This is a genomic window from Stenotrophomonas sp. NRRL B-14846, from assembly GCF_050473585.1.
In the GTDB taxonomy this organism is placed as follows: domain Bacteria; phylum Pseudomonadota; class Gammaproteobacteria; order Xanthomonadales; family Xanthomonadaceae; genus Stenotrophomonas.
This window is the reverse complement of sequence record NZ_JBFLUN010000023.1, coordinates 332,872-357,774: the sequence shown is the minus strand read 5'-3', so window position 1 is coordinate 357,774 and position 24,903 is coordinate 332,872. Positions and strand designations below refer to the sequence as shown.

Annotated in this window: 20 protein-coding genes, 1 other RNA gene and 1 riboswitch; of the genes, 11 read left to right on the top strand and 10 right to left on the bottom strand. The window is 67.1% G+C overall.

Annotation, left to right across the window (positions count from 1 at the left end; translation table 11 throughout):
• Nucleotides 1–10: 10 nt before the first annotated feature.
• Nucleotides 11–457, bottom strand: a complete 447-nt coding sequence (gene mraZ / locus AB1281_RS23415; protein ID WP_004143635.1) for a division/cell wall cluster transcriptional repressor MraZ — start codon at nt 455–457, stop codon at nt 11–13.
• A gap of 324 nt (nt 458–781) precedes the next feature.
• Here mraZ and AB1281_RS23410 point away from each other — a divergent pair, with 324 nt between their 5' ends.
• Both AB1281_RS23410 and AB1281_RS23405 read left to right on the top strand, forming a co-directional pair.
• The gene (locus AB1281_RS23410) at nt 782–1,570 is read left to right on the top strand and encodes an NRDE family protein (RefSeq protein WP_075675369.1); all 789 of its coding nucleotides are present in this window, start codon (nt 782–784) and stop codon (nt 1,568–1,570) included.
• 358 nt (nt 1,571–1,928) lie between these two features.
• A complete protein-coding gene (locus tag AB1281_RS23405; RefSeq protein ID WP_014035977.1) occupies nt 1,929–2,408 on the top strand; it encodes a DM13 domain-containing protein in 480 nt (159 codons plus the stop codon).
• An 88-nt stretch (nt 2,409–2,496) separates the two neighbouring features.
• On the opposite strand, the gene rnpB is transcribed toward AB1281_RS23405, so the two are convergent.
• Both rnpB and rsmI read right to left on the bottom strand, forming a co-directional pair.
• Nucleotides 2,497–2,848, bottom strand: an RNA gene (rnpB, locus tag AB1281_RS23400) — RNase P RNA component class A.
• 155 nt (nt 2,849–3,003) lie between these two features.
• Nucleotides 3,004–3,822 carry a 16S rRNA (cytidine(1402)-2'-O)-methyltransferase gene (gene rsmI, locus AB1281_RS23395; protein ID WP_075675371.1) on the bottom strand — a complete coding sequence of 273 codons (819 nt, stop codon included), beginning with the start codon at nt 3,820–3,822 and terminating at the stop codon, nt 3,004–3,006.
• An 81-nt stretch (nt 3,823–3,903) separates the two neighbouring features.
• Here rsmI and AB1281_RS23390 point away from each other — a divergent pair, with 81 nt between their 5' ends.
• The 4 genes from AB1281_RS23390 to AB1281_RS23375 all read left to right on the top strand — a co-directional run bounded on the left by AB1281_RS23390 (nt 3,904) and on the right by AB1281_RS23375 (nt 8,084).
• Nucleotides 3,904–5,625 (top strand): penicillin-binding protein activator, encoded by a 1,722-nt coding sequence (locus AB1281_RS23390; protein ID WP_430347183.1) that lies wholly within the window; start codon nt 3,904–3,906, stop codon nt 5,623–5,625.
• Nucleotides 5,615–5,983 (top strand): YraN family protein, encoded by a 369-nt coding sequence (locus AB1281_RS23385; RefSeq protein WP_430347182.1) that lies wholly within the window; start codon nt 5,615–5,617, stop codon nt 5,981–5,983. The genes AB1281_RS23390 and AB1281_RS23385 overlap by 11 nt, the downstream gene beginning before the upstream one ends.
• A 110-nt stretch (nt 5,984–6,093) precedes the next feature.
• Nucleotides 6,094–6,702, top strand: a complete 609-nt coding sequence (locus AB1281_RS23380) for a metal-dependent hydrolase (RefSeq protein WP_430347181.1) — start codon at nt 6,094–6,096, stop codon at nt 6,700–6,702.
• Nucleotides 6,699–8,084 (top strand): FAD-binding oxidoreductase, encoded by a 1,386-nt coding sequence (locus AB1281_RS23375; protein ID WP_430347180.1) that lies wholly within the window; start codon nt 6,699–6,701, stop codon nt 8,082–8,084. The genes AB1281_RS23380 and AB1281_RS23375 overlap by 4 nt, the downstream gene beginning before the upstream one ends.
• A gap of 99 nt (nt 8,085–8,183) precedes the next feature.
• Here the strand turns inward: AB1281_RS23375 and AB1281_RS23370 are convergent, their stop codons facing one another.
• A complete protein-coding gene (locus AB1281_RS23370; RefSeq protein ID WP_430347179.1) occupies nt 8,184–10,205 on the bottom strand; it encodes an acyltransferase family protein in 2,022 nt (673 codons plus the stop codon).
• Nucleotides 10,206–10,399: 194 nt separating this feature from the next.
• Nucleotides 10,400–13,621 (bottom strand): autotransporter outer membrane beta-barrel domain-containing protein, encoded by a 3,222-nt coding sequence (locus tag AB1281_RS23365; RefSeq protein ID WP_430347178.1) that lies wholly within the window; start codon nt 13,619–13,621, stop codon nt 10,400–10,402.
• A 321-nt stretch (nt 13,622–13,942) separates the two neighbouring features.
• Here AB1281_RS23365 and AB1281_RS23360 point away from each other — a divergent pair, with 321 nt between their 5' ends.
• The 4 genes from AB1281_RS23360 to AB1281_RS23345 all read left to right on the top strand — a co-directional run bounded on the left by AB1281_RS23360 (nt 13,943) and on the right by AB1281_RS23345 (nt 19,758).
• The gene (locus AB1281_RS23360; protein ID WP_430347177.1) at nt 13,943–16,339 is read left to right on the top strand and encodes an autotransporter outer membrane beta-barrel domain-containing protein; all 2,397 of its coding nucleotides are present in this window, start codon (nt 13,943–13,945) and stop codon (nt 16,337–16,339) included.
• Between the two features lie 345 nt (nt 16,340–16,684).
• Entirely contained in the window at nt 16,685–18,850 is a 2,166-nt protein-coding gene (locus AB1281_RS23355) for an autotransporter outer membrane beta-barrel domain-containing protein (protein ID WP_430347176.1), read from the top strand.
• A gap of 62 nt (nt 18,851–18,912) precedes the next feature.
• The gene (locus AB1281_RS23350) at nt 18,913–19,137 is read left to right on the top strand and encodes a hypothetical protein (RefSeq protein ID WP_430347175.1); all 225 of its coding nucleotides are present in this window, start codon (nt 18,913–18,915) and stop codon (nt 19,135–19,137) included.
• Between the two features lie 210 nt (nt 19,138–19,347).
• Nucleotides 19,348–19,758: a hypothetical protein gene (locus AB1281_RS23345; RefSeq protein ID WP_049438571.1), complete on the top strand. Its 411-nt coding sequence runs from the start codon at nt 19,348–19,350 to the stop codon at nt 19,756–19,758.
• A gap of 126 nt (nt 19,759–19,884) precedes the next feature.
• Here AB1281_RS23345 and thiL read toward each other — a convergent pair whose 3' ends face one another.
• The 5 genes from thiL to AB1281_RS23320 form a co-directional block, all read right to left on the bottom strand.
• Nucleotides 19,885–20,847: a thiamine-phosphate kinase gene (thiL, locus tag AB1281_RS23340; RefSeq protein ID WP_099490432.1), complete on the bottom strand. Its 963-nt coding sequence runs from the start codon at nt 20,845–20,847 to the stop codon at nt 19,885–19,887.
• A gap of 120 nt (nt 20,848–20,967) precedes the next feature.
• Complete coding sequence (gene nusB, locus AB1281_RS23335) at nt 20,968–21,447, bottom strand: transcription antitermination factor NusB (protein WP_005408062.1); 480 nt, start codon at nt 21,445–21,447, stop codon at nt 20,968–20,970.
• The gene (ribH, locus tag AB1281_RS23330) at nt 21,444–21,911 is read right to left on the bottom strand and encodes a 6,7-dimethyl-8-ribityllumazine synthase (RefSeq protein ID WP_049443133.1); all 468 of its coding nucleotides are present in this window, start codon (nt 21,909–21,911) and stop codon (nt 21,444–21,446) included. Before ribH ends, nusB begins: the two co-directional genes overlap by 4 nt.
• Nucleotides 21,912–22,129: 218 nt before the next feature.
• Nucleotides 22,130–23,230, bottom strand: coding sequence for a 3,4-dihydroxy-2-butanone-4-phosphate synthase (ribB, locus tag AB1281_RS23325; RefSeq protein WP_430347174.1), 1,101 nt, complete (start codon nt 23,228–23,230; stop codon nt 22,130–22,132).
• The gene (locus AB1281_RS23320) at nt 23,227–23,853 is read right to left on the bottom strand and encodes a riboflavin synthase (protein ID WP_430347173.1); all 627 of its coding nucleotides are present in this window, start codon (nt 23,851–23,853) and stop codon (nt 23,227–23,229) included. Before AB1281_RS23320 ends, ribB begins: the two co-directional genes overlap by 4 nt.
• 74 nt (nt 23,854–23,927) lie before the next feature.
• Nucleotides 23,928–24,073: riboswitch (FMN riboswitch) on the bottom strand.
• A gap of 197 nt (nt 24,074–24,270) precedes the next feature.
• Between AB1281_RS23320 and AB1281_RS23315 the strand changes: the two genes are divergently transcribed.
• Entirely contained in the window at nt 24,271–24,891 is a 621-nt protein-coding gene (locus AB1281_RS23315) for a hypothetical protein (RefSeq protein ID WP_014035962.1), read from the top strand.
• The last annotated feature ends 12 nt before the right edge of the window (nt 24,892–24,903 follow it).

Genomic DNA, 24,903 nt, shown 5'->3' with positions numbered 1-24,903 from the left:
GCACCCCGGCTCACAACTTCAGGTCGAGCAACCCATCACCCAGATCCTCGTCAGACAACGTCTGCTGGATCAGGGCCCGATGCGCCTGCTCGCTCCACAATTCGAACTTGTCGCCCATACCGAGCAATACCGCCTTCTTCTCAATGCCCACCGCACCGCGGTGGCTGGCGGGGATGCTGATGCGACCGTTGCCGTCCAGCTCCAGATGGGCGGCCGAGCCGACCAGCTTCTGCTGCAACAGGCGCACGACGCGCTGGGTGTTGGGCTTGGACATCACATCGTCGCGGACCCGCTCCCATTCCGACTCTGCGTACAGCCACAGGCAGCCGGCTTCGAACGGGTTGTAGGTCAGCACGAGACGGTTGTTGCTGGCGCGCGCGACGAGGTCGCGGTAAGCGGTGGGAACCGCCATGCGCCCTTTGTCGTCAACTGTGATGGCCGTCTCGCCCTGGAACACGACGCCTGCACCTTGTCCTTCGCCCGGTGAAACATTGAACCACGAAAACCCACAAAACACCCGGATTTCCCTCTGATGCCCACCTTAGCAGCGGGCCGAGGGTTGTCAACAACTTTTCAGCAGGGAAATCGCCAGCCGCATCAATGGCTTGCAACAACCTTTAGAGAATTGTTCAAGGCTTATCCACAAGTTGCTGATCCGTCTCAATTTTTGAGATTGAACGGAAGTTCAGGGGCGTGGACGGGGCGTGAAACATCGGCCGCGCATTCATCCGGAACGGGCCGGAAACGGCGCCAGACTGCGCAAACCGTGCACAATGAAGCCATGTGCCTGCTCGCTCTTGGCTGGATGCACCACCCGCGCTGGCGGCTGGTGATGACCGGCAACCGTGATGAGTTCCACGCCCGCCCGACGGCGGCGCTGGCCCCCTGGCAGGATGAGACGTCCGTCATCGGGGGGCGCGACCTGCGCTCCGGCGGTGGCTGGGCCGGCGTCGGCGCCTCGGGCCGGATGGCGGTGGTCACCAATGTCCGCGACCCGCTCGCTGCCCAGACCGGCCCGTCGCGGGGTGCGCTGGTGGCCGACTTCCTGCGCGGCCGCGACCCTGCCGCCGTGCATATCGACCGCTTGGCGACCGTGGCTGGCGCCTATGCCCCGTTCAATCTGTTGCTGGCCGATAGCGACAGCCTGGAGTACCTGGGCAACCATCCCGCCGAACGGCAGACCCTCGGCCCGGGCGTGCACGGCATGTCCAACGGCGCGCTGGACGCGCCCTGGCCGAAGACCCGGCGGCTGATGGCGGCGCTGTCGGCATGGCTGGAAGAAGACGGGGTCAGATCCCTTTCGCAGCGCGAAAGGGATCTGACCCCGGATCTGGCCCCGCTCTGGGCCGCGCTGGCCGACGAACACCGCCCTGCCGACAGTGACCTGCCCGACACCGGCATCGGCCTGGAACGCGAGCGCTGGCTGAGCCCGGCCTTCATCCGCGGCGACGACTACGGCACCCGCGCCAGCACCGTGCTGCTGATCGACGCCGACGGCCACGGCGAGATCCACGAACGCCGTTTTGGCCCGCAGGGCGCACCCAGCGGACAGAGCCACGTCATTTTCTGACCGGGTTGTGCCGGCCGCTGGCCGGATTCTCTTGCCAGCGGGGTAGTGCCGGCCGCTGGCCGGCAACCTCTGGATCTTCGGATGCGCCATGAAGCAGCCGGCCAGAGGCCGGCACTACCGGGCATCGCGTTGTCGCGATCCACGCGACGGCAGTCGTCATCGCAACGGGTTCGAAACGTCATTCAGCTTCCAACCGTGACCGCGATCCGCCCGCGCCACAGGGGCTCCGGCCTCTCAGCCCGCGCACTGTGCCCTTTTCGTATTCGGCACTGTGTCTATAAATGTCGCCCCTGACCTCCCAGGGTGGTGGCGCCCGGCACCGCGCCGCGCGATCGACCGCAACCCCCAAGGAGGCCCCATGCGCCGCATCCTCATCCTGCTCGCCACCCACCTGCTCACCCTCGGCCTTGGCTTCGGCCTGGGCGTCTACCTCCTGCCCATTCTGATCGCCCCCGATGACCCGCCGGTCGTGCAGGTGCAGGCCGCCATGAAAGACGCCACCTACCGCACCACCTTCCGCCGCGACCTCAAAGGCAGCGACGCGGTGCACTGGGCCGAAGGCAAGGTCAGCGTCAGCGCCACCCAGGTCGCCTTCGACGGCAAGATGGGACCGGGCCCGGACTACAAGGTCTACCTGGTCCGCGATTTCGTCGACAACAAGGCCGACTTCCTGAAGATCAAGGCGCAGGCCCAACGCATCGGCGAGGTGAAGACCTTCAACCGCTTCCTGGTCGAGGTTCCCGCGAACGTGGACGTGGACGACTACACCACCGTGGTGGTGTGGTGCGAGCGCTTCTCGCAGTTCATCTCCGCCGGGCAGTACCGTACGCCGGGCTGACCGAGGCATGGGGTCGGATCCCTTTCCTCCGGAAAGGGATCCGACCCCGCAATCACGGTAGATCCACGCCATGCGTGGAAGAAGAAGGAGGCGGAGCCGGCCGATAAGCCGGGTTCTGTCGTGGACAGTCATTCCTCTAGGCGTTACGTCACCGCAACGCTCAAGCAACCTACCCGGATCCAACGCGGGCCGCGCCAAAGGATCCCTATTTGGTCTTGCTCCAGGTGGGGTTTGCCGTGCCGGTCTGTTGCCAGACTCGCGGTGCGCTCTTACCGCACCATTTCACCCTTACCGGCCTTCCGAAGAAGACGTAGGCGGTATCTTTCTGTTGCACTTTCCGTCGGCTTGCGCCGCCCAGGCGTTACCTGGCACCTTGCCCTATGGAGCCCGGACTTTCCTCGGCACCCCCGAAGGGATGACGCGACTGCCTGGCCGGCTCCGCCAGCGCGTATTCTAGCGTACGCACGCTTTTCCTGCCGTGCTGATCGCGGCATCCGGTTCATCCATCCACGCATGGCGTGGATCTACCGGTTCCGCTGCTCTGGTGGGTGCGGATTCCGCTTTGGTGGGTGCGGACCTGGGTCCGCACGATCCATCAACTGCCGTACAACGCCTTGCGCGGCGCGCCGGTCAACTCAGCGGCCAGCTTGGCGGCGGTCGACGGCGGCAGGTGCTCGCTCAGTTTGGCGTACACGCGGCGGCCATGCGCCAGCTGCGCTTCTTCGTCATCACCCGCGCCCTGCACCATCACCACGAACTCGCCCTTGCGCTGGTTGTCGTCGGCCTCGACCTTGGCCAGCAAGCCGGCCAGGTCGCCATCGAGCACGGTCTCGAACAGCTTGGTCAGCTCGCGGGCCAGCACCGCCGGGCGTTCGCCCCCGAAGATCGCCGCCATATCGGCCAGCGACTCGGCAATGCGGTGCGAGGATTCGTAGAACACCATCGTGCGCACTTCGCCAGCCAGCGTCTGCAGCCGGTCGCGGCGGCCGCTGGCCTTGGCCGGCAGGAAACCCTCGAAACTGAAACGGTCGCTGGGCAGGCCGGCCACGCTCAGCGCGGCGATGGCGGCGCAGGCACCGGGAATCGGGCTGACCTTGATGCCCGCCGCGCGCGCGGCACGCACCAGCCGGAAACCGGGATCGCTGACCAGCGGGGTGCCCGCATCGCTGACCAGCGCCAGCGACTCGCCGGCCTGCAGGCGCGAGACCAGGCGCTGCGCCAGGGCCTCTTCATTGTGTTCGTGCAGGGCCACCAGTGGTTGCTGGATGCCGAAATGGGACAGCAGCTGGCCGCTGCGGCGGGTGTCCTCGGCACAGATGGCCGCCACCGAACGCAGCACCTCCTGCGCGCGCGGGCTCAGATCGGCCAGGTTGCCGATCGGGGTGGCGACGACGTACAGGGTTGGAACACTCATTTCAGCGGTACTCACGGGGCAAGGGTAGAATCGTAGCGTGTACCCGGCCAAGGCCGCTGCCCTCATCGCATGGACCCGATCATGAACAAGCCCGCCGCACGGATCTCCGCCCTGTCGTTGTCGCTGATGCTGCTGGCCGGTTGTGCCACCACCAGCCTGACCAGCACGCCCGATTCGCCGGCCCAGAGCCAGGCGCTGGCGCTGATCGAACAGGGCAAGCCGCGCGACGCCGCACTGCAGCTGGAAGGCCTGGCCGCCACCCTGCGCGGCGGCGCCCGCAGCAACGCACTGGCCGACGCGGCCTGGGCCTGGCACCTGGCCGGCGACAGTGCCCGCGCGCGCAGCCTGCTGGGCCAGCTCACCGCACGCCAGCTGTCCGGCGCCAGCCTGCAGCGCTACCAGCTGACCGGTGCCGAGCTGGCCCTGGCCGACAAGCAGCCGGCGCAGGCGCTGGCCCTGCTGAAAGATCATGCCGACAGCGTTGCGGTCGGCCTGCGCACCCGCTGGCTGCTGGCCCGCGCCCAGGCCCTGCAGGGCACCGGCGATGCCTTCGGCGCCGCCACCGAGCGTGCCCGCGCCCATGCCGGCCTGACCGGCAGCGCGCGCAGCGAGAACCAGGCCGCCATTGCCGGCCTGCTCGGCACCCTCGACGACGCCACCCTGCGCAGCCGTGCCGCCGCGCTGCCGGCCAACGACCCGCTGTACAACTTCGCCGGTCGTGCGCTGATCGCGCGCGGCCTGCCGCTGCCGCGCCCGTTCGACCGCGATGGCGCGGCCCAGTTCGATACCAGCAAGCGCCCGCCGGCGATGAGCGACGGCTACCGGCCGCCGGCCAAGCTGGCCGTGCTGCTGCCGCTCAGCGGCCGCCTGGCCACCGCCGCACAGCCGGTGCGCGATGGCCTGTTGAGTGCCTACTACGGTGAAAGCCGTCGCCGCCCGGACATCAATTTCTTCGACACCGCCGGCACCCCGGCCGGTGCCCTCGCCGCCTACGACAAGGCCGTCGCCTCCGGTGCCGACTTCGTGGTGGGGCCGCTGGGCCGCGACGAAGTGGACGCCGTGTACGGCCGCCAGCAGCTGCAGGTGCCGGTGCTGGCCCTGAACCGCGGCAAGGACGCACCGCCGGCCGGCAGCGCCGGTTTCTCGCTGGCGCCGGAAGACGACGGCATCGTCGCCGCCGAATACCTGCGTGGCCGCGAACGCAACCGTGCACTGGTGATCAGCAGCAACGACGACACCGGCCGCCGTTCCGCCGCCGCCTTCGCGCAGCGCTTCGCACAGCGCGGTGGCCAGGTGGTGGCCACCTTCAACGTCAGCGATGCCGTGGGCGATGTCGGCGCGCAGGTGCGCAATGCCGGCCAGGTCGATGCGGTGTTCCTCGCCGTGCGTGCGCCGCAGGCCCGCCTGCTCGCACCGCAGCTGGCGCTGGCCGGTGCCGGTGGCGCCACCCGCGTCGGCACCTCACAGCTGACCGTCGGCAGCGGCAAGGTGGAAGAAGACGTGGCGCTGGACGGCATCGTCTACCCGAACGAAGCCTGGAACGTGCGCAGCGTATCCGGCCTGCCGTCGGCCAGCCAGGTGGCCAGCACCCTGCCGAGCGCACGCGGTGCGGCCGGCCGCCTGTTCGCCTTCGGCGCCGACGCCTGGAAGATCACCGCCTATCTGGACAAGCTGTCCAACGAAGGCGGCCTGGACGGTGCCACCGGCACCCTGTTCCTGGACAGCAACGGCAATATCCTGCGCCAGCCGGCATGGTCGACCTTCAATGGCGGCCGGCCGATGCCGATCGTCGGTGGTCGCTGAGCGCAGCCAACGCGGCTCGGCGGTGGAAGCCGCCGCCGAGCAGCATCTGCAACAGGCCGGGCTGCAGCCGCGCGCGCGCAACGTGCGTTATCGCGGCGGTGAACTGGACCTGGTGATGGACGATGCCGGCACCGTGGTGTTCGTGGAAGTGCGCTATCGCGCGCGCTCCGATTTCGGTGGCGGCGCCGCCTCGGTGGATGCGCGCAAATGCCGGCGCCTGGCGCATGCCGCATTGTTATACCTGCAGGACAATCCTGCGCTGGCCGATGCGCCCTGCCGCTTCGACGTGGTCGAAGCCAGTGGCGAACCACCGCAGCTGCACTGGCTGCGGGATGCATTCCGGCTGGATGACTGCTGATGGTTTCCGTCCGCTCTGGTAGTGGCCGACCTTGGTCGGCGCTTCTGTGCCAACCAAGGTTGGCACCTACCAGAGCGCAGCTTGGCCGGCACTACCACGGTGCGTGACTGATGCCTTCGATCATCACCCATGCCGCTGTACCGCTGGCGCTGTGGTGCGCCGCTGATCGTGGCCGCATCCGGCCGCGCCTGCTCGTGGCCGGCGTGATCGCGGCGATGCTGCCCGATGCCGATGTGCTGGCCTTTGCCCTGCACATTCCCTACGCCGATGCCTTCGGCCATCGCGGTGCCAGCCATTCGTTGCTGTTTGCGTGCGTGCTGGCGGCGGTGGCCGCGGTGTTGGCGTTCCTTGGTAGCCGCCGACCTTGGTCGGCGGTTTCGTGCCAACCAAGGTTGGCACCTACCAGGGCGCGGCCAACGGTGGCATCGACCGTACAAGCGGCGGTGTTCGTCTTCGTCTGTGCCGCCAGCCATCCACTGCTCGATGCGATGACCTCCGGCGGCCTCGGCGTCGCCCTGGCCTGGCCGTGGAGCGAACACCGCTTCTTCGCACCGTGGCGACCCATCCGCGTTTCACCGTTCGCGCCGCAGTTCTTCAGCGCGCGCGGCCTGGCCACCCTGCTCTCTGAACTGCGCTGGGTGTGGCTGCCGCTGGCCACAGCCGTCGTCGCCTGGAAACTGATCCAACCCGCTCCTGCTGCCCCACGAGATCCGTCATGAGTCCTGCCCTGCCCGCCCCCCTGGTTGCCGAACTGTCCGCCCTGCTGGGCGCGGAGGGCTGGCGCATGGATGACAGCGCGCTGGAGGCCAACGCGCAGGACAACTCATGGCGCCGCCAGCGTCCGGCGGCGGTGGCGCTGCCAGCCGACATCGAACAGGTGCAGGCATTGGTGCGTGCCTGCCGCGCACACGGCGTAGCACTGGTCGCGCGCGGTGCCGGTACCGGCACTACCGGTGCCGCCGTCCCACAACCGGGCAGCATCGTGCTGTCGTTCACCCGCATGGACCGCATCGTCGAGATCCGCGCCGGTGATCGTTGCGCGGTCGTGCAGCCGGGTGTGCTCAATGGCACCCTGCAGCAGGCGCTGGCCCCGCATGGCCTGTTCTGGGCACCGGACCCTTCCAGCGCCGAGATCTGCAGCATCGGCGGCAACCTTGCCTGCAATGCCGGTGGCCCACGCGCGGTGAAGTACGGCACCAGCCGCGACAACGTGCTGGGCCTGGTGGCGGTGACCGGCACCGGAGACGTGATCCGCTGCGGTGGCGCCTACACCAAGGACGCCACCGGCTATGACCTCACGCATCTGCTGGTGGGCAGCGAAGGCACGCTGGCACTGATCGTGGAAGCTACCTTGAAACTGACCCCGCTGCCGGTCAGCCAGGCCGGCCTGCGCGTGCTGTACCGCGATGCCGATGCCGCCGCTGCGGCGGTATCGCGATTGATGTCGCAGCCGGTGGTGCCGACCCGCCTGGAGTTCATGGACGCACGCAGCCTGGAGCTGCTGCGGCTGAATGGTGCCGACGTGCCGGAGGCAGGCGCGATGCTGCTGGTCGAAGCCGATGGTGACCACGACACCCTGCCCTACCTGCTGCAGGCACTGGCCAGCGCCGCCGAAGGCGACGGCATGATCGAGCTGGACGTAGCGATGGAAGGCCGTGCACGCGACCAGCTGTGGGCGGCGCGCAAGGCACTGTCGCCTGCGCTGCGCAGTGTGGCGCCAGGCAAGATCAATGAAGACGTGGTGGTGCCGGTGTCGCGCATTCCAGACCTGGTGGCCGGCGTGCAGGCGCTGGCACGCGACTACACGCTGACCATCGTCACCTTCGGCCATGCTGGCAATGGCAACCTGCACGTCAACATCCTCTACCATCCGGACGATGCCGACGAGAACGCACGCGCGCATGCCGCGCTGCCGAAGATCTTCGAGCTGACGCTGGCGCTGGGTGGCACGTTGTCCGGCGAACACGGCATTGGCCTGGCCAAGCGCGATTTCATGGCGCAGGCGTTTACACCGGCTACGCTGGCGACGATGCGCGCGATCAAGGCCGCACTGGACCCGGACGGCATCCTCAACCCGGGCAAGGTGCTGCCGCCGGCATAGGCGCGCGCCTACCTGTAGAGCCGAGCCATGCTCGGCTCACCGCGCGCAGCGCGGGCTTCCTGCCTGCGGAACGCAGAGCAGCCGAGCATGGGCTCGGCTCTACACCGGCCTGTCGCTCGCGATATCTATCAAGGTCTGCCGGAAGCTGGGCAACAGCACGCGGTTGCCATACCCGCTCAGGTGATCGTTGTCGAAGAACAGCGGTTCACCGTCTTCCACCGCAGAACAGGTCTGCGGCCCGCACAGCAGCGGCAGCGGATCCCACACGGTCAGTGACGGGTAGCGTGCCGCCAGATCAGTCAGCAGTGCCATCTGCGGCACGCGCAGCATTTCCAGATCCGCACGCGGCATGCTCAGGCCGCCGGCACACGCTGGATTGCGGCGGTTGAACCAATCCGAACAGCGGTACGCACCCGCCTTGAACAACGGCAGCGGTGCATCCACAACCACGTGCACGCCCAGCTTCTGCAAACGCCCAAGAACACGATCAGCCTCATCGCGTGCCGCCTGCGCATGGGCCGGCGTACGCTCGGCCAGTAGTTGCTGATAGATCTGCTGTGCGTCCTGCTGCTGCCAATCGAACCCACGCAGCTCCGGCATGCGCAATGCCGCCAGCAGCACGATGTCACCCGGGCGCGCCTCGCGCTCGATGGTCGACAGCGCCTCTTCGATGAAGCCCTGGCAATCGGCCGGGCTGGCCCGCAGCAGGTTGACGAAGCTGCAGCCGCCGCGATCCTGCTGGTGCACCGCCATGCCGGTCTGCCGCGCCACCATGCTGGTCAGCGTGCGGTAGGCCGCCGCGTGCGAATCGCCCACCACGAACAGGCGCCGCCCCTCCAATGCCGGTGCACTCACCGGCTCCAGCGGGCGCCACGCCGGGTAGCGACGCGCCTGCCATGCATAGCCATCACCGGTGACGCTGAGCGAGACCTGCTCGTGGTATTCCACCGTAGCCCACGCACCCGCACCGCACAGCGCCACCACCGGCAACGCCATCGCCAGCACCTTGGCCGGCGCCAGGCGCAGCAGCGGCGCCGCACTGCGCAGCGGGCGTTCGATGAAGTGATACGACGCAGCGGATACCGCCAGCAGCAGCACCGGATACAGCCACAGCGCGGCGCCGTGCAGGCCGTAGGTCCAGCGCAGCAGCACCAGCAACGGCCAGTGCCACAGATACAGCGAATAGGACAGCCGGCCCAGATACGCCAACGGCGTGCACCCCAATGCGCGGCCAATGCGTGATGTACCCGGCGCCGACACGCTCGCCAGCAACATCAACGTGCCGGCCACGGTGGCCAATACACCCGGCACCGGCATCGCCAGCTGAGGTGCGATCACCACGCCTGAAACCAGCAACGCCAGACCGGCGCCTGCAACCGCGTCACCCCGCTGGCCGGGCACGCGCGTACGCATCCATTGGTACAGCAGCGCGCCCGCAGCCAGCTCCCAGAACCGCGCCGGCAGCAGATAGAACGCTGCCGCCGGTGCTGCCTGCGCCTGCCAGCCAGCCCACGCCAACGACAGCACGGTGAGCACCGGCAACAGCCAACGCGACCACGGCCAGCGCTCACGCCCACGCAGCCACACGAAGAACAGCAGCGGGAAGACCAGATAGAACTGTTCCTCCACGCCCAGCGTCCAGGTGTGCAGGAACGGGTTGAGTTCCGCGCCGGGCGAGAAGTAGTCGTCCTGCTGGCCAGCCAGCACGATGTTGCTGAAGCCGACCAGCGCGGCCCAGCCAGTCTGGTCGAACTGTTCATTGCGCCACGCGCGGGGAATGAACAACGCCGACAGCACGAAGGTGGCCATCAGCATCACCAGCAACGCCGGCAACAGGCGCAGCACGCGGCGGCGATAGAAGTCGAGCAGCAGCGCGCCCAGTGACGCATGGGTGCGCGAGGCCAGCGACTGGCTGATCACGAAGCCGGACACCACGAAGAACAGGTCAACGCCGGTGAAGCCACCGGGCAGCCAGGTGGCGTTGGTGTGGAAGAGGATGACCGCCAGCACCGCCAAGGCACGCAGGCCATCGATGGCGGCGTTGTGGGAGCGTTCGGAAGGGGACATGCGGGCGACCGGCAGCAGGCAATCCGGCAGCATCGCCAGCGCTTGCGCAGTCATTCAATGGACAATCGCGACAGACATAGACATCGTTCAGGTCCGGTCCCTGCTCGTCGCAGTTGTAGAGCCGAGCCATGCTCGGCTGCTCTTCGTTCAGATCGCGATGAGCCGAGCGCAGGCTCGGCTCTACAGCAGCAGCCAGGGGTCAGAGCCCATTGCCGTGGCAATGGGATCCGACCCCGCTGCACGCCCGCTTACCAAGCCATGCGCAGGCCCAGCTGGCCACCCATGTTGCGGAAGCCGTGGTCACCGCGCTGCACGCTCACGCCACCCCACGCGCCCCAGCGCTGGCCCAGCTTCAACTCAGCACCGGCCTGTACCTCATAACGGTTGCGCGGCACGTCCGCACCCAGCGTGTCACCGTTGAACTGCAACGTACTCGTGCCACTGCCGCGCAGCCAGTTCACGCCCATGTAGGGCTGCACGGTGTTACCAGCCACAGTGCCGTGACCGAACACACGCACACCGATGCGTCCGCTCAGGCCGCCGGCATCGGCGTGGTCGATCACCGTGCCGTTGGCTTCCACATGGCGGTCGGCGCGGAAATCGACATACGACAGCTGCAGCTGCGGCTGCACATACAACGCGCTGGTGGTGCCCTGCCACGCGTTGAAGGTGTAGCCGGTCTCCAGCGACGCACTGGCCATGCGCGAGTCGTAGTGCTCCGGCTCCAGGCCGATGCCCTGCACGCGGCTGTCGAAGCGGCCGTACTGAAGAGCTGCGTCCACGTACGCGCCTCGCGTGCCGTCGTCCTCCTGCAACCGGGTACCGTACACACCCAACGCGCTACCGCGCACCCGCCCCTTGGCGCTGTAACCGGTCAGCCCGGACACCACGCTGCTATCGGTGCGACCACTGCCGAGCATCACGCCGAACGCGGCATTGCCGCGGCGGAGCAGGTCGCTGCCGATCTGCAACACCGAGGTAGTGCCGTCCACCGACAGCTGACCGCCAACAGCACTGAAGTCGGCATTGCTGCGGCCCACGCGCGCCCAGGCGCTGCGGCCGTCACCCCTCGACATTGCACCGCTGCGCTCCTGCAGGCGATGGGCAAACATGTTGATGGCTGCCGACTGGTTGGCCAGGTACGCACCGGCTTCCGGGCGTAGTACCGGCGGCGGCGTGACCGGATTGCCCGGATCAAGCGGGCCGCCTTCGTCACCTTCACCCGGGTCCGGATCCGGCCCCGGATTGACCGCGCAGCCAGGGGCCGCCGGATCATCCGCACAGCGATCAAACCACTGCGAGCGCAGATACCAGTTGCCATCGGTGGGATCGGCCAGCCCGCCCTGGAACAGGAAGTACTCGTACGATCCCCCCACCGCGCGGCCCACCAGCGCGTAGCTCGCCAGTGATGCACCCTCGACCTCGATCAACGGGATGCCATCCACCGTAGGGGCGCCCACGCCACCGATGTTCTTCACCGCCACCAGCGCATCACCGGAGGTATCACCGCGTACGTGCAGGCGATCCATGCCGCTGTCATCGCCACCCAATGCGCCCTGGAACAGCAACGTCGCGCCCTCGCTGTGCAGGTCACCGTCCACGGTGAGCGTATTGAAGCGGCCACTGCCATCGGACAGCGCCACGCGGCTGTTGAGCACCCGCAGTTCGCCCACGCTGGCGTCACCGGTCAACGTCCACTGGCTGCCGCTTTCAATTGCCATCGTCTGCACCAGATTCGACGAACCCCGCCACAGCGACCCATCCGCCAGGCGCACATGCACGTCCGACTGCGGCGGCAATCCCGCATCCTCGTCTTCCGGGGTGATGACGATGTCACCCACCATCTGCGAGCGCCCTTCCAGCAGCACGTCGAAACGCCCGGCCACCGCCGCATCCAACGCCAGCGCGATGCCGTTGCCGCCGGATACCAGAGCGCCGTTGGACAAGGTCAGGCCCGGATCACGACTGCTGCGCAGCCACACACCGCCATGCTGCGCGCTGACCAGCGAGCCGCCGTCGATGCTCATCCGACCGTTGTCATTGATCACCGCCGCCCACGCGCCATCACCTTCTGTTCGCACCTGGGTGTTGGTCAACACCATCTGGCCAGCGCCACCGGCGATGACACCATGGGAGGATAGGCCCAGGGTCTGTAGACGACTGTCGGTCAACGTGACCGTGCCGCCGGTGCGCGCGATCGCTGCAGCGGATCCGTCACCTTCGGTCAACACCTGGATGTCTGCGGCGTCAATCTGCGGTCGGCGCCCCATGTCGCCCTGCGCATACACGCCATGGGCCGAACTGCCATTGGTGGAAAGACGCGTGCCAACAACCTGTGCGTGTCCACCTCGCACGTCCAGACCGAGTGCACGATCGCCCCGCGCCGCCACTGACGAATCGCGCAGCACCAACAAGGAGTCGTTGGGCATCCAGATGGCGGTGCCGTCAGAGGTTGCAAGCGTGCTCCGCTCCACCGTCACTGCGTTGCCCCGCCCATTTATATCCAGGGCAATCCGCTCGCTGCGGACGCTGCTGTCGCGCAGGACGGTTACGCCATTTTCCATGAGGCTCAGTCCCGAGTCCCCGGACAGCTCACTGCTCTGCACGGTAAGCGCACCACCGGACTGATCCACTGCACGGCTGTTCGCACCCTGCACCACGATCCGGCTATCAGAGAGATAGACGGTCCCGCCCAGCGCCACCCCTGTAGCCGATTGCCCCTGAAGGTGGACGTCCACCTGGTGCATTGCCAGCGTTGCGCCACGGTGCGCTGTCGCGGCGACTCCTGAATGCCCCACGCGGCTGATGCTCGAGTTCTGCAGCACCACATCAGCCGTTCCGGTGACCAGCACGCCATCCCTCGCATCGTCCAGGATGTCGATGTGGACGGCATCGAGCGTTGCAGTACCCGCGTTCGCGTACAGGCCGGACGTACCTGAGCGGCTCACCTGCAGCTGGCCACCCTGCATCTGCAGGCTGCCGCCGGTCAGCCGCAGGGCGTCCCCTCCGCTGCTGCGGACCTGCACGTTCCTCAACACGGCATCGGCATCCTGCACCTGCACACCGTGTGCGCTGTTGCCGGTTGTCTCGATCACAACGTCGGTGGCCTGCAGATGGGCACCTGCAGCAACCGATGCGCCGGCAGCGGATACACCGGCGGTAGTTACCATTCCGCCATCCAGCCTGATAACGCTGCCGGTCCCTTCGGCGTTCGCCGCATGCGCTGCACGTCCAATCGTAGAAAGGTTCACCGGTCCCGTGGGCAGGATGCGGCCACCGTTGATGGCGTAGAAGGCGTGCCCGGAGGGGTCGCCCGGCAGTACCGGCTCGGTGGTGTGATAGTCGCCTTCGGGGGGCGTCTGATCGTCCCCGTCGGCCACGATCTGCTGGGCGGACGCGGGAATGCCGGCAAGCAGGGCCGCCGCGAGGGCGGAAGCCAGGACATGGTGACGCAGGATGGAATTCTGCATGGGGTCGCTCCTGAAAAGAGGCGACATGCTCGATCCGCGCTTCCGGCTGCACCATCGAATGCCTTGCAACCCGCCTGCGACAGGTTGTCGCAGTGCTGGCTGGCAGCTGAAGGCACTGCAGGTGTCCAGCGCGCTTTACAACTATTTGCATGGGACGGTCGGCCCCCCTCGCAGAGACTGCCGCCAGTGGAGACACAAGGCTTCGTATTTGACCCATTTCCTCACTGCAGCTTCACATGGACGCAGCGTATAGGGCTCGATCTGAATGCGGTCGTGTGGTGTCACGTGTCTCTCCCCCCTTTTCGACACAAGGACTTCCCCATGAAACACGCCGCCGTCACCACCGCCCGCCGCCCTCCGGCGCCCCGCGTGCTGTGCCGCAGCTTGCTGCTGGCCTTGGCCTCGCTCCACACCGGTGCTGCCCTTGCCGGCAATCTGGATGGGCAGACCGCCGATGTAGGCGCCGCTGACCCGACCGAAGCGTGGACGTTGAAGAACGGATCGCTGTTGACAGTGAACGGTGGCGCGTCGCTGTACATTGAAGCTGATAACTCCACGGTCATACTCTCCAATGCTACGGTCGATGCAGGGAGCAGACAGAGTGCCGTCACTCTCTCCGGCGGCTCAACGCTGGCCGCACGATCAACCCGGTTCGCGGCGGGCATCCTTGTCACCGACAGCAGCACTGCATGGATCGAGGACAGTGAGATCATCGTGACTGCGGCAGGCTTGAGTCCCGGTGCAGCCAGCGTTGGCATCGGCCTGTCTGGGACTGCCAGCACGCTTCCCGGGGATTCCCTGACGGTGGTGCGCAATACCTACCTGCGCGTCGAGGACGTGCCGGGAACGCGGGATATCAACAGCGGCCTGGGCGTGCGCCTGATGGGCGGGGAAATCCAGCTGCAGAACTCGCGGATCGATGCAGACAACATGGCGGCATTGCTCGCAACCGCCAACGCCGGCCAGCCGCCGATTACCCTGCGCATCGACAACTCCGCGCTACGATCCCGCCGCGGTGCTGCCATCCGGGTCGCGCCACGCGAGCTTGATGCAGAGTACCGAGTCATCGTCACGAACGGCTCGCAGCTACAAGCGGGCGACGGCAATCTGCTGTTGATGCAGTCATGGAGCGGCAGCCCTGTCGCTTCTGCAATCCACACAGACTTCACCGTGGATAACGCGCGCCTGATTGGCAACGTCAACCTGGATACGACGACCGTGGCCAATGGCGTCCTCGACGTGCTCCTGCGCAACAAGGCGCAGATCGACGGCCGCTTCATCAACGTCACCTCGGCCAGCATCGACAGCGACAGCACCTGGCTGATGACCGGCGACAGCAACGTCGGCCACCTGGCGCTGGGCAGCACCGGCACCGTGGCGCTGGGCAATGGCAGCACGTTCAACACGCTCAGCGTGGACACCTTCGACGGCGCCGGCGGAACCCTGCTGTTCAACACCCAGCTGGGCGACGACGCATCGGCTACCGACAAGCTGATCATCAAGGGCGATGCCAACGGCCAGGCCAACGTGCGCGTGCTTAACGCTGGTGGTGCCGGTGCGAAGACCGACAAGGGCATCGAGTTGATCCGCGTGGGCGGCGCATCGAATGCACAGTTCGACCTGCAGGGCCGTGCGGTGGGCGGGCAATACGAGTACTTCCTGTTCAAGGATGCGACCAACGGCGGTTGGTACCTGCGTTCGGAACTGGCCGGTGCGCCGGACCCGTGTGTGATCGATCCGTCGCTGCCGGAGTGCCATCCGGTCGATCCGGTGGACCCGGTCGATCCGATCGACCCCACCCCGGTGCTGCGCCCGGAAGCTGGCGCCTACCTGGCCAACCAGTTCGCGATGGACCAGCTGCTGCGCCACGGTTGGCGCGACCGCCAGGGCGGCAGCACCTCCGCCGTTGATGGCGTGCGTGGCTGGGCACGTGTGGATGCCACGCAGAGCAAGCTGTCTGCTGTGCAGGACCAGCTGGACCTGCGCGTGGACCGCTCGCGCCTGCAGCTGGGTGCGGACATCGGCGTGTTCGACAACGGCCAGGGCCGCGTGGGCGTGATGGGCACGCTGGCCAAGTCCGATGCCACTTCGCGCTCGCAGCTGACCGGCTACAGCGCACGTGGCAAGGTCAACGGCGGCGCGCTGGGCGTGTACGGCAACTGGAGCACCGATGCACTGTATGTGGATGCCAGCGTGCAGCGCGGCCAGTTCCGCAACCGCGTGCAGGGCGAAGGCCTGGCCGGGGAACGCTACGACTCGGACATCTGGCAGAGCTCGCTGGAAGCCGGCTACCGCTTCGGCATCGGCCAGATCGGCAGCACCGCGCTGAGCCTGCAGCCGGAACTCCAGCTGGTCTACACCGACGCCAACACCGACCGTCATGAGGAAGCCAACGGCACGGTGGTGCGCAGCCTGGGCGACAGCGGCCTGTCCGGTCGCATGGGCCTGCGCCTGCGGGGTGAAGGCCGCAGTGCAGCCGGCGCATCGGTCAGCCCGTATGTGGTGGCCAACTGGTACCGCGACGGTGCCAGCAACGGCATGGCGTTCGACGATGAAGCGCTGACGGCCAGCGTGCCGCGCAACCGCTACGAGTTGAATGCCGGTGCGCGCGTAGACTTCCGTTCCGGGCTGAGTGCCTGGGGTGGGTTTGGTGTGATGCGCGGTGACCATGGGTATCGCGAAGCGACGGCCAATGTAAGTGTTGCCTATCGCTGGTAAAGGCTCACCGCGGCGGAGCCCCTTTCGCAGGAAATGGGTTCCGTCTCCATGAATACCCCGTTCCGGCCCGGTAACTGTCTCATGAAGAACACGCCAGTACTCCTGGCGGGTGCGCGTGTCCGCGCCCGCCCCACGCTTCTTGCCTGCCACCTGCTGGCGGTGCTTGTCTGCAACCCCAGCACCGCTGTTGCAAGGGAGCTGGTTGGCGAATCCGTAGAGCTGCTTCCCGGCGATCGGGTGGAAGCCTGGCAACTGCGGCGGGGTTCGCAGTTGAACGTCACTGGTGCAGAAACACTCGCCATCCAAGCATTCGACAATTCCACCATTCTCCTGTCGGACGCAACAGTGCGCCTGCCTCCATCGACCATGGAGGCCACTATATGGGTGGCGGACAATGCCTCACTCACGGCGTACCGGTCGTCGATCGTTGGCAACGGTCTATTGCTGACGGGCGAGGCGTCGGCGCGTCTGTTCAGCAGCAACGTGCAGGTCACTCGTGCCACAGGCCTGGATCCATTCAGCCCCACCTCCATCGGCATCGATCTGGAGCATCGCGCGGGCCTTATCCCGGGTGTCGAAGTTGAAATCGACGCAACCCAGGTGCGCGTCGAGCAGCCTGATCGTCCTCGCCCAGGCTACACCGGGGTCGGGGTACGCTTGGCACAGGGGCAGGTGGCGATACGCAATGGCTCCCGCATCGATGCCGACGACATCGGCATGCTTCTGTACAGTACCGGAGATGACCTGCACAGCAGCGTCGTCATTGATGATTCAACCGTCATCGGTGGTAGCGGTTCGGCGATCCGTATCGCTACGATCGGCCACGCCCCCACATTCGATATCACGGTATCGAACGGATCGCGGCTCCGGGGCGGCGATGGCCACCTCCTGCGCGTTGGCTCCTTCGTCGCAGGCGCAAGCGGCGCATCCAAGGTACGGTTCAGTGTCGACAACGCGCGCCTTTCGGGCCACGTTGCCAGCGACGATGCGAGCGCGCACCTGGGCTCGCTGGATGTGATCCTGCGCAACAAAGCGCAGATCGACGGCCGCTTCATCAACGTCACCTCGGCCAGCATCGACAGCGACAGCACCTGGCTGATGACCGGCGACAGCAATGTCGGCCACCTGGCGCTGGGCGACACCGGCACCGTGGCGCTGGGCAATGGCAGCACCTTCAACACGCTCAGCGTGGACACCTTCGACGGCGCTGGCGGCACCCTGCTGTTCAACACCCAGCTGGGCGACGACGCGTCGGCTACCGACAAGCTGATCATCAAGGGCGATGCCAACGGCCAGGCCAACGTGCGCGTGCTCAATGCCGGCGGCGCAGGCGCCAAGACCGACAAGGGCATCGAGTTGATCCGCGTCGGCGGCGCATCGAATGCACAGTTCGACCTGCAGGGCCGCGCGGTGGGTGGGCAGTACGAGTACTTCCTGTTCAAGGACGCGACCAACGGCGGTTGGTACCTTCGCTCGGAGGTTCCGGCAGGTCCGGATCCGTGCAGCACCGATCCCGCGCTGCCGGAATGCGCACCCGTGGACCCAATTGATCCGGTGGACCCGGTCGATCCCATTGACCCGATCGACCCCACGCCGGTGCTGCGCCCGGAAGCTGGCGCCTACCTGGCCAACCAGTTCGCGATGGACCAGCTGCTGCGCCACGGCGGGCGCGATCGCCAGGGCGGCAGCACCTCCGCCGTTGATGGCGTGCGTGGCTGGGCACGTGTGGATGCCACGCAGAGCAAGCTGTCGGCGGTGGAAGACCAGCTGGACCTGCGCGTGGACCGCTCGCGCCTGCAGCTGGGTGCGGACATCGGCGTGTTCGACAACGGCCAGGGCCGCGTGGGCGTGATGGGCACGCTGGCCAAGTCCGATGCCACTTCGCGCTCGCAGCTGACCGGCTACAGCGCACGCGGCAAGGTCAACGGTGGCGCGCTGGGCGTGTATGGCAACTGGAGCAATGATGCACTGTATGTGGATGCCAGCGTGCAGCGCGGCCAGTTCCGCAACCGCGTGCAGGGCGAAGGCCTGGCCGAGGAACGCTACGACTCGGACATCTGGCAGAGCTCGCTGGAAGCGGGCTACCGCATCGGCCTCGGCCAGATCGGCAGCACCGCGCTGAGCCTGCAGCCGGAACTGCAGCTGGTCTACACCGACGCCAACACCGACCGTCATGAGGAAACCAATGGCACGGTGGTGCGCAGCCTGGGCGACAGCGGCCTGTCCGGTCGTATGGGCCTGCGCCTGCAGGGCGAAGGCCGCAGTGCAGCCGGTGCGTCGGTCAGCCCGTATGTGGCGGCCAACTGGTACCGCGATGGCGCCAGCAACGGCATGGCGTTCGATGATGAAGCGCTGAAGGCCAGTGTGCCGCGCGACCGTTATGAGTTGAATGCCGGTGCGCGTGTGGACTTCCGTTCCGGGCTGAGTGCCTGGGGTGGGTTTGGCGTGATGCGCGGTGACCATGGGTATCGCGAAGCCACCGCCAATCTGAGCATGTCGTACAAGTGGTGAGGTAGTTCAAAGAGCGGCGCCGGAGAGATCCGGCGCCGTTCTGCTGTCTGTAGAGTCGAGCCATGCTCGACTGGCTCTTCTCAACGGTGGCCAACAACAGTCGAGCATGGCTCGACGCTACAGGGAATGTCGCATTCGGCACGCAACGCCATCTGCTGCCTGCCAGCGACGAAATTGCAACGTTTTCGAAGTTTCCAACAATTCTCATTGGCAGCATTGGCGCTTCATGCAAATCATGTGGCGCCACCGACAACGGGTGGCACGGGCTTCCAATCCCGTTAGGTTGATGTGTTGGTTACGCTTGCCTGTCGGCGTCGCTCTTTCCTTGTTGGGTGGCGTCGGCAGGCATTCTGTCCGCGTTTACATGGCGGGCGGTGCGTGGGGGCCTCGTGCCCGCCGGCGCTTCTACATCGACCTCCGGTATTGGAACCACACACCGTCCGCCACCCTCGCTGTTAAGCGGGGTGGCCCCTTGCCACTTGCACAAGGACGCCGCCATGACCGCTTCCCCCTACCCGCACCTGTTCGCCACCCTGGGCGACGCCGCCACGCGCCTGCCGGATGATCTGGCGCGCACGCTGGAAGACACGTTCGTTGCACTGCAGAGCGGCAACAGCGCCGGGGCCATCACGTTGCAGGCCTGCCTGCAGTACATCCGCCAGGGCGATGCGGCCGATGGCCAGCCGTGGCCGGGCAACAACCGCACGCCCGGGCAGCGCCTGGCCCTGGCGCGTATTGATCGTGCCAATGCGGGACTGAGTTTCCTGCTGGAACTGCTGCACGCCACCGAACGCGTGCGCGTGGACGGTGATATCGACCAGCAGATGGGCGATGGTGCGCGCGAGGGCTTGCTGTTGGCCTGCCGTGGGTTGGCCGAGTATGTGGATGTGCAGTTAAGGGCGGCGTAACGCTGGGCGATGCGCATGCGCGTGCGCTTCGGTAGGTGTCGACCTTGGTCGACACGGTGTTGCCATGGGCGGCTGACACATTCGTGCCACCCAAGGTTGGCACCCAGCAGGGCAGTACCGCTGCTGCTACGCGAAGTGCTGGTAGCCGCCGTCGGCGGCTTCGCCATCCACATGCACGCCCTGCCCTTCGGCGATGCGGCCGATGCGGGTGAGCGGCACGTCCAGCGATTCGGCCAGGTAGTGCAGCGCGTCGCGCTGGTCGGCGGCGGCGGTGAAGCACAGTTCGTAGTCGTCGCCACCGCGCAGTGCGCAGTCACGCGCACCGTCGCGGCCGAGCAGCTCGCGCAGCGCGTGCGAGATCGGCAGCGAATCGGCATCCACATGCGCGGCCACGTTGCTGCGCGTGGCAATGTGGCCCAGATCGGCCAGCAGGCCGTCGGATACATCCACCGCGGCATGCGCGAAGGCACGCAGGCGCAGGCCGAGGGTCACACGCGGCGTCGGCCGCAGCAGGCGCAGGCGCAGGCTTTCGTAGTCGGCCAGCAGCGTGGCGGTGGCGATGCTCAACGCACCTTGTTGCCACAGGCGCAGCGCACCGGCGGCATCGCCGAGCGTGCCGCTCACCCAGATATCGTCACCCACCTGCGCGCGATCGCGGCGCAGGGCCTGGCCACGCCCGACCTGTCCCATCGCGGTCACCGACAGCGACAGCGGGCCACGCGTGGTGTCGCCACCGATCAGCGCGATGTCGTGCTGGTCGGCCAGTGCGAAAAAGCCATCAGCGAAGGCCTCGATCCAATCTTCAGAGGCTTCTGGCAACGACAACGCCAGCGTGCACCACGCCGGGCGCGCGCCCATCGCGGCGAGGTCTGACAGGTTGACCGCCAGGGTCTTCCAGCCGATGTCGAAGGCAGGCGTTTCAACGGGAAAGTGCACGCCGCTGTTGAGCGTATCGGCGGTGACCACCAGTTGCTCATTGGCACGCGGCTGCAGCAGCGCGGCGTCGTCGCCGATGCCGAGCAGGATGTCGTCGCGCTCGAGGGTGCGGGCGCGGATGCGGTCGATGAGGGCGAATTCGGCCAGGGACATGGGGCGTTCCCGCTGTTGTACGTGCCGCGCAGTGCGCGGTGGGCGGTAGTGCCGGCCGCTGGCCGGCAACCTCAGGATCCCTGCAGCTGCCGGCCAGCGGCCGGCACTACCACAGGCGGGTCAGTGACCCGATTCGACCTTGCGCCATTCCACGGCGGCACGATCCAGCACGCCGTTGACGTAGGTGTGGCCATGCTCGGAACCGAAGCGCTTGGCCGACTCGATGGCTTCGTTGATCACCACGCGGTACGGCACGTCCAGGCGGTAACGCAGCTCGTAGGCGGCCAGGCGCAGCACCGCGCGTTCGATCGCGTCCACTTCCTCGATGCCGCGGTCCAGGTACGGGCCGAGGGCTTCGTCGATGTCGCGACGGTTGTCGAGCACGCCGTGCAGCAGCGCCTCGAAGTACGCCAGGTCGGCGATTTCGCGGGCCTGCTCGTGGGCGAACTGGGCGATCAGCGACTGGGCGTTGCCGCCGGAGATCTGCCAGGCGTAGATGGCCTGCACGGCACGACGGCGGGCGCGCGAGCGCAGCACCGGATCGACGCCATCGCGGCGGACGGGTTTACCGGAGGGCTTGCCCTGGGTGTTCTTGTTCATGGCAGCTGCTCCAGAAGATTGACCATTTCCAATGCGGCGAGTGCGACTTCCTCGCCCTTGTTGCCGTGGCTGCCTCCGGCACGTGCCTCGGCATCCTCAGCGCGTTCGACCGCCAGCACGCCGTTCAGCACCGGCACGCCGAAATCCAGCTGCACGCGCATCAGGCCTTCGGCGCAGCGGTCAGCCACGTGTTCGTAGTGGCGGGTGTCGCCACGGATCACGCAGCCCAGGGTGAGGATGGCGGCGTGTTCATGGGCGGCGGCCAGGCGCGCGGCCACCAGCGGCAGTTCCCAGGCACCCGGCACGCGGATCACGTCGATGTTGGCTTCGGTGATGCCGTTGCCGGCCAGGCTCAGGCGGGCGCCTGCGACCAGCGCGTCGGTGATGCGGGCGTTCCAGCGGCTGGCCAGGATGGCGAAGCGCGCCGATTCGGGAGTGCGAAGATCGCCTTCGTAGTGGCTCATATGCGGCTTGGGGGACTCGATAAGGGGGTAATTCTAGCGTGGATGGGCCCCGGCCGTGGCCGATGGGGGCCCGGGGGCGTGCCGACCAACGGTCGGCACCCACCGGTGGCACGGGGTCGGCACCCACCGGTGGCACAGGGTCGGCACCCACCGGTAGTGCCGGCCGCTGGCCGGCAATCCCTGGGATGCGGTTGCCGGCCAGCGGCCGGCACTACCCATTACAGGGTGACCGTCTCCACCACTTCCAGGCCATACCCGGCCAGGCCGATCTGGCGGCGCGGGGTGCCCAGCACGCGCAGCTTGCCCAGGCCCAGGTCGGACAGGATCTGCGCGCCGGCACCATTGCGGCGCCACTGGCCCACGTCCTTGTCCTTGCCCGGCACCACAGGCGCCGGCTGCTGGCGCAAGCGGGCCAGCAGGGCTTCGCCATCGCGCGGGGCCGACAGCACCACCATCACGCCCGCGCCCTCGGCATCGATCGCACGCAGGGCATCGGTGGCGGCCACGCCGAAATCATCGCGGCGCCAGTGCAGCAGGTCGGCCAGCGGGTTTTCCACCTGCACGCGCACCAGGGTCGGCGTTTCGGCATCCGGGTTGCCACGGACCAGCGCGAAGTGCAGGTCGTGGGCGATGCGGTCGCGGTAGGTCACCAGCTTGAACGGGCCGAATTCGGTATCGATCTCGCGCTCGTCCACGCGCTCGACGGTCTTTTCGGTGGCCAGGCGGTAGGCGATCAGGTCGGCGATGGAGCCCATCTTCAGGCCGTGATCGCGCGCGAACACTTCCAGCTCCGGGCGGCGCGCCATGCTGCCATCCGGGTTCAGGATCTCCACCAGCACGCCGGCCGGTTCCAGCCCGGCCAGCATGGCCAGGTCCACGCCGGCTTCGGTGTGGCCGGCGCGGGTCAGCACGCCGCCCGGCTGGGCGATCAGCGGGAAGATGTGGCCCGGCTGGTGCAGGTCCGACGGCTTGGCGTTGGGCTTCACCGCCGTGCGGATGGTGTGGGCGCGGTCGTGCGCCGAGATGCCGGTGGTGACGCCCTCGGCGGCCTCGATGCTGACCGTGAAGTTGGTCTGGAACTGCGCGGTATTGGCCTGCACCATCGGCGCCAGGCCGAGGTCGGCGGCGCGGGTGCGGGTCAGCGGCAGGCACACCAGGCCACGGCCGTGGGTGACCATGAAGTTGATGTCCGACGGCTTGACCAGTTCGGCGGCCATGATCAGGTCGCCTTCGTTCTCGCGGTCTTCGTCATCGACGATGACCACCATGCGGCCCAGGCGGATGTCTTCCAGGATTTCCGGAATCGGGGCGAAATTCATGCTGCATCTCCATGTGGGTGCTGACCGTTGGTCGGCACTCCGATCAAGCGTTCGACGTAACGGGCGACCAGGTCGATTTCAAGATTGACCGCGCTGCCCACGCCTGCGGCGGAGAAGGCGGTGTTGGCCACGGTGTGGGGGATCAGAGCGACTTCAAAGCCTTCGTCGTCCACTTCGTTGACGGTGAGACTGACGCCGTCCACGCAGATCGAGCCCTTCTTGGCGATGTAGCGGCGCAGCGAGGCCGGCGCGGCGAAACGCCAGCGCTGGGCACGTGCGTCTTCGTGGATGGACAGCACCTGGCCGAGGCCGTCGACGTGGCCGCTGACCAGATGGCCGCCGAGGCGGTCGGTCGGGCGCATGGCGCGCTCCAGGTTGATGACCGCACCCTCGCCCAGCTGGCCCAGCGTGGTCAGGCCCAGGGTCTCGGTGGAGGCATCGGCCTGGAAGCTGCTGGCGTCGAACGCGATGACGGTGAGGCAGACACCATTGATGGCAATGCTCTCGCCCATCTGCACGTTGTCGAACGGCAGATTCCCGACATTGAAGGTGAAGCGGACATCGCCGCCGATGGATTCGCGTGCGGCCAGACGGCCGACGCCTTCGATGATTCCAGTAAACAAGTAACGTTCTCCGCGAAAAGTGAGCGAAAAACGCCGCAAGGCAAACAGGCGCACGCAGGGCATGAGCCCTGTGGCACCGTCTTCTTTCATCCGGACTATGACCGTCGGCTCCGGCATTGGACCGGATCTGCTGACCCCCGGCCGTGGGCCGGGGCGCTCGCGGGCTCGTGCTTGCGCACCTACCGCCGGTGGGGAATTGCACCCCGCCCTGAAGACGTTTGTGTACCGGCGAACCGGCGTGGCTAGTGTACCAGCCCGTGCTGAACGGGGTGGGAGGCACCGGGCCCGCCCAGCCTGTGACGGCCGTCTCTCGCATTTTGTAAAACTTTCATTAAAATCCGCAGCGGACGACATGAGGTCGCCACGGGCAGCCGCGATGGCAGGCCCGCCAATGGACTGAAATTCACAGGAATTCCCATGCGCAAGATCCTGATCGTGGCCGCCCTGCTGGCCGCTGCCCCGTTCTCGGCTTCGGCCGACGCCCTGAGCTACACCTACGTGGAAGGTGGCTGGACGCAGGTCCAGGTTGACGACAACGCACTGGACGACCCGAAGGTCGACGGTGGCTACCTGCGCGGCTCGGTCGCGCTGGCCGAGCAGGTCTACGTGTTCGGTGGCTGGTCGCGCACCAGCAAGACCCGCCACTACGGCGAAGACTCGCTGAAGCTGGAACTGAACCAGCCGGAGCTGGGTATCGGCTACCACATGCCGTGGACCGACCGCCTGGACTTCACCGCCGATGCCGCGTGGGTGCGCCAGAACGCCGAATCGACCCTGCGCTATGACGGCGTGCGTTACCACGGCAAGGACCACACCAACCTGGGCCGCGTCACCATGGGTATCCGCGGCAAGCCGTCGCGCATGACCGAAGCCTGGGCCAAGGCCGGTTACATGGATGGCGGCAACAACTACAAGGGCACCTGGGTCGGCACCGTCGGCGGCCAGATCAACTTCACCAAGACCTGGGGTGTGGTGGGCGAAATCGCCGGCTACCGCGATGTCACCCAGTACTCGGTCGGCGTCCGCGCCAGCTTCTGATTGCCCGATCCT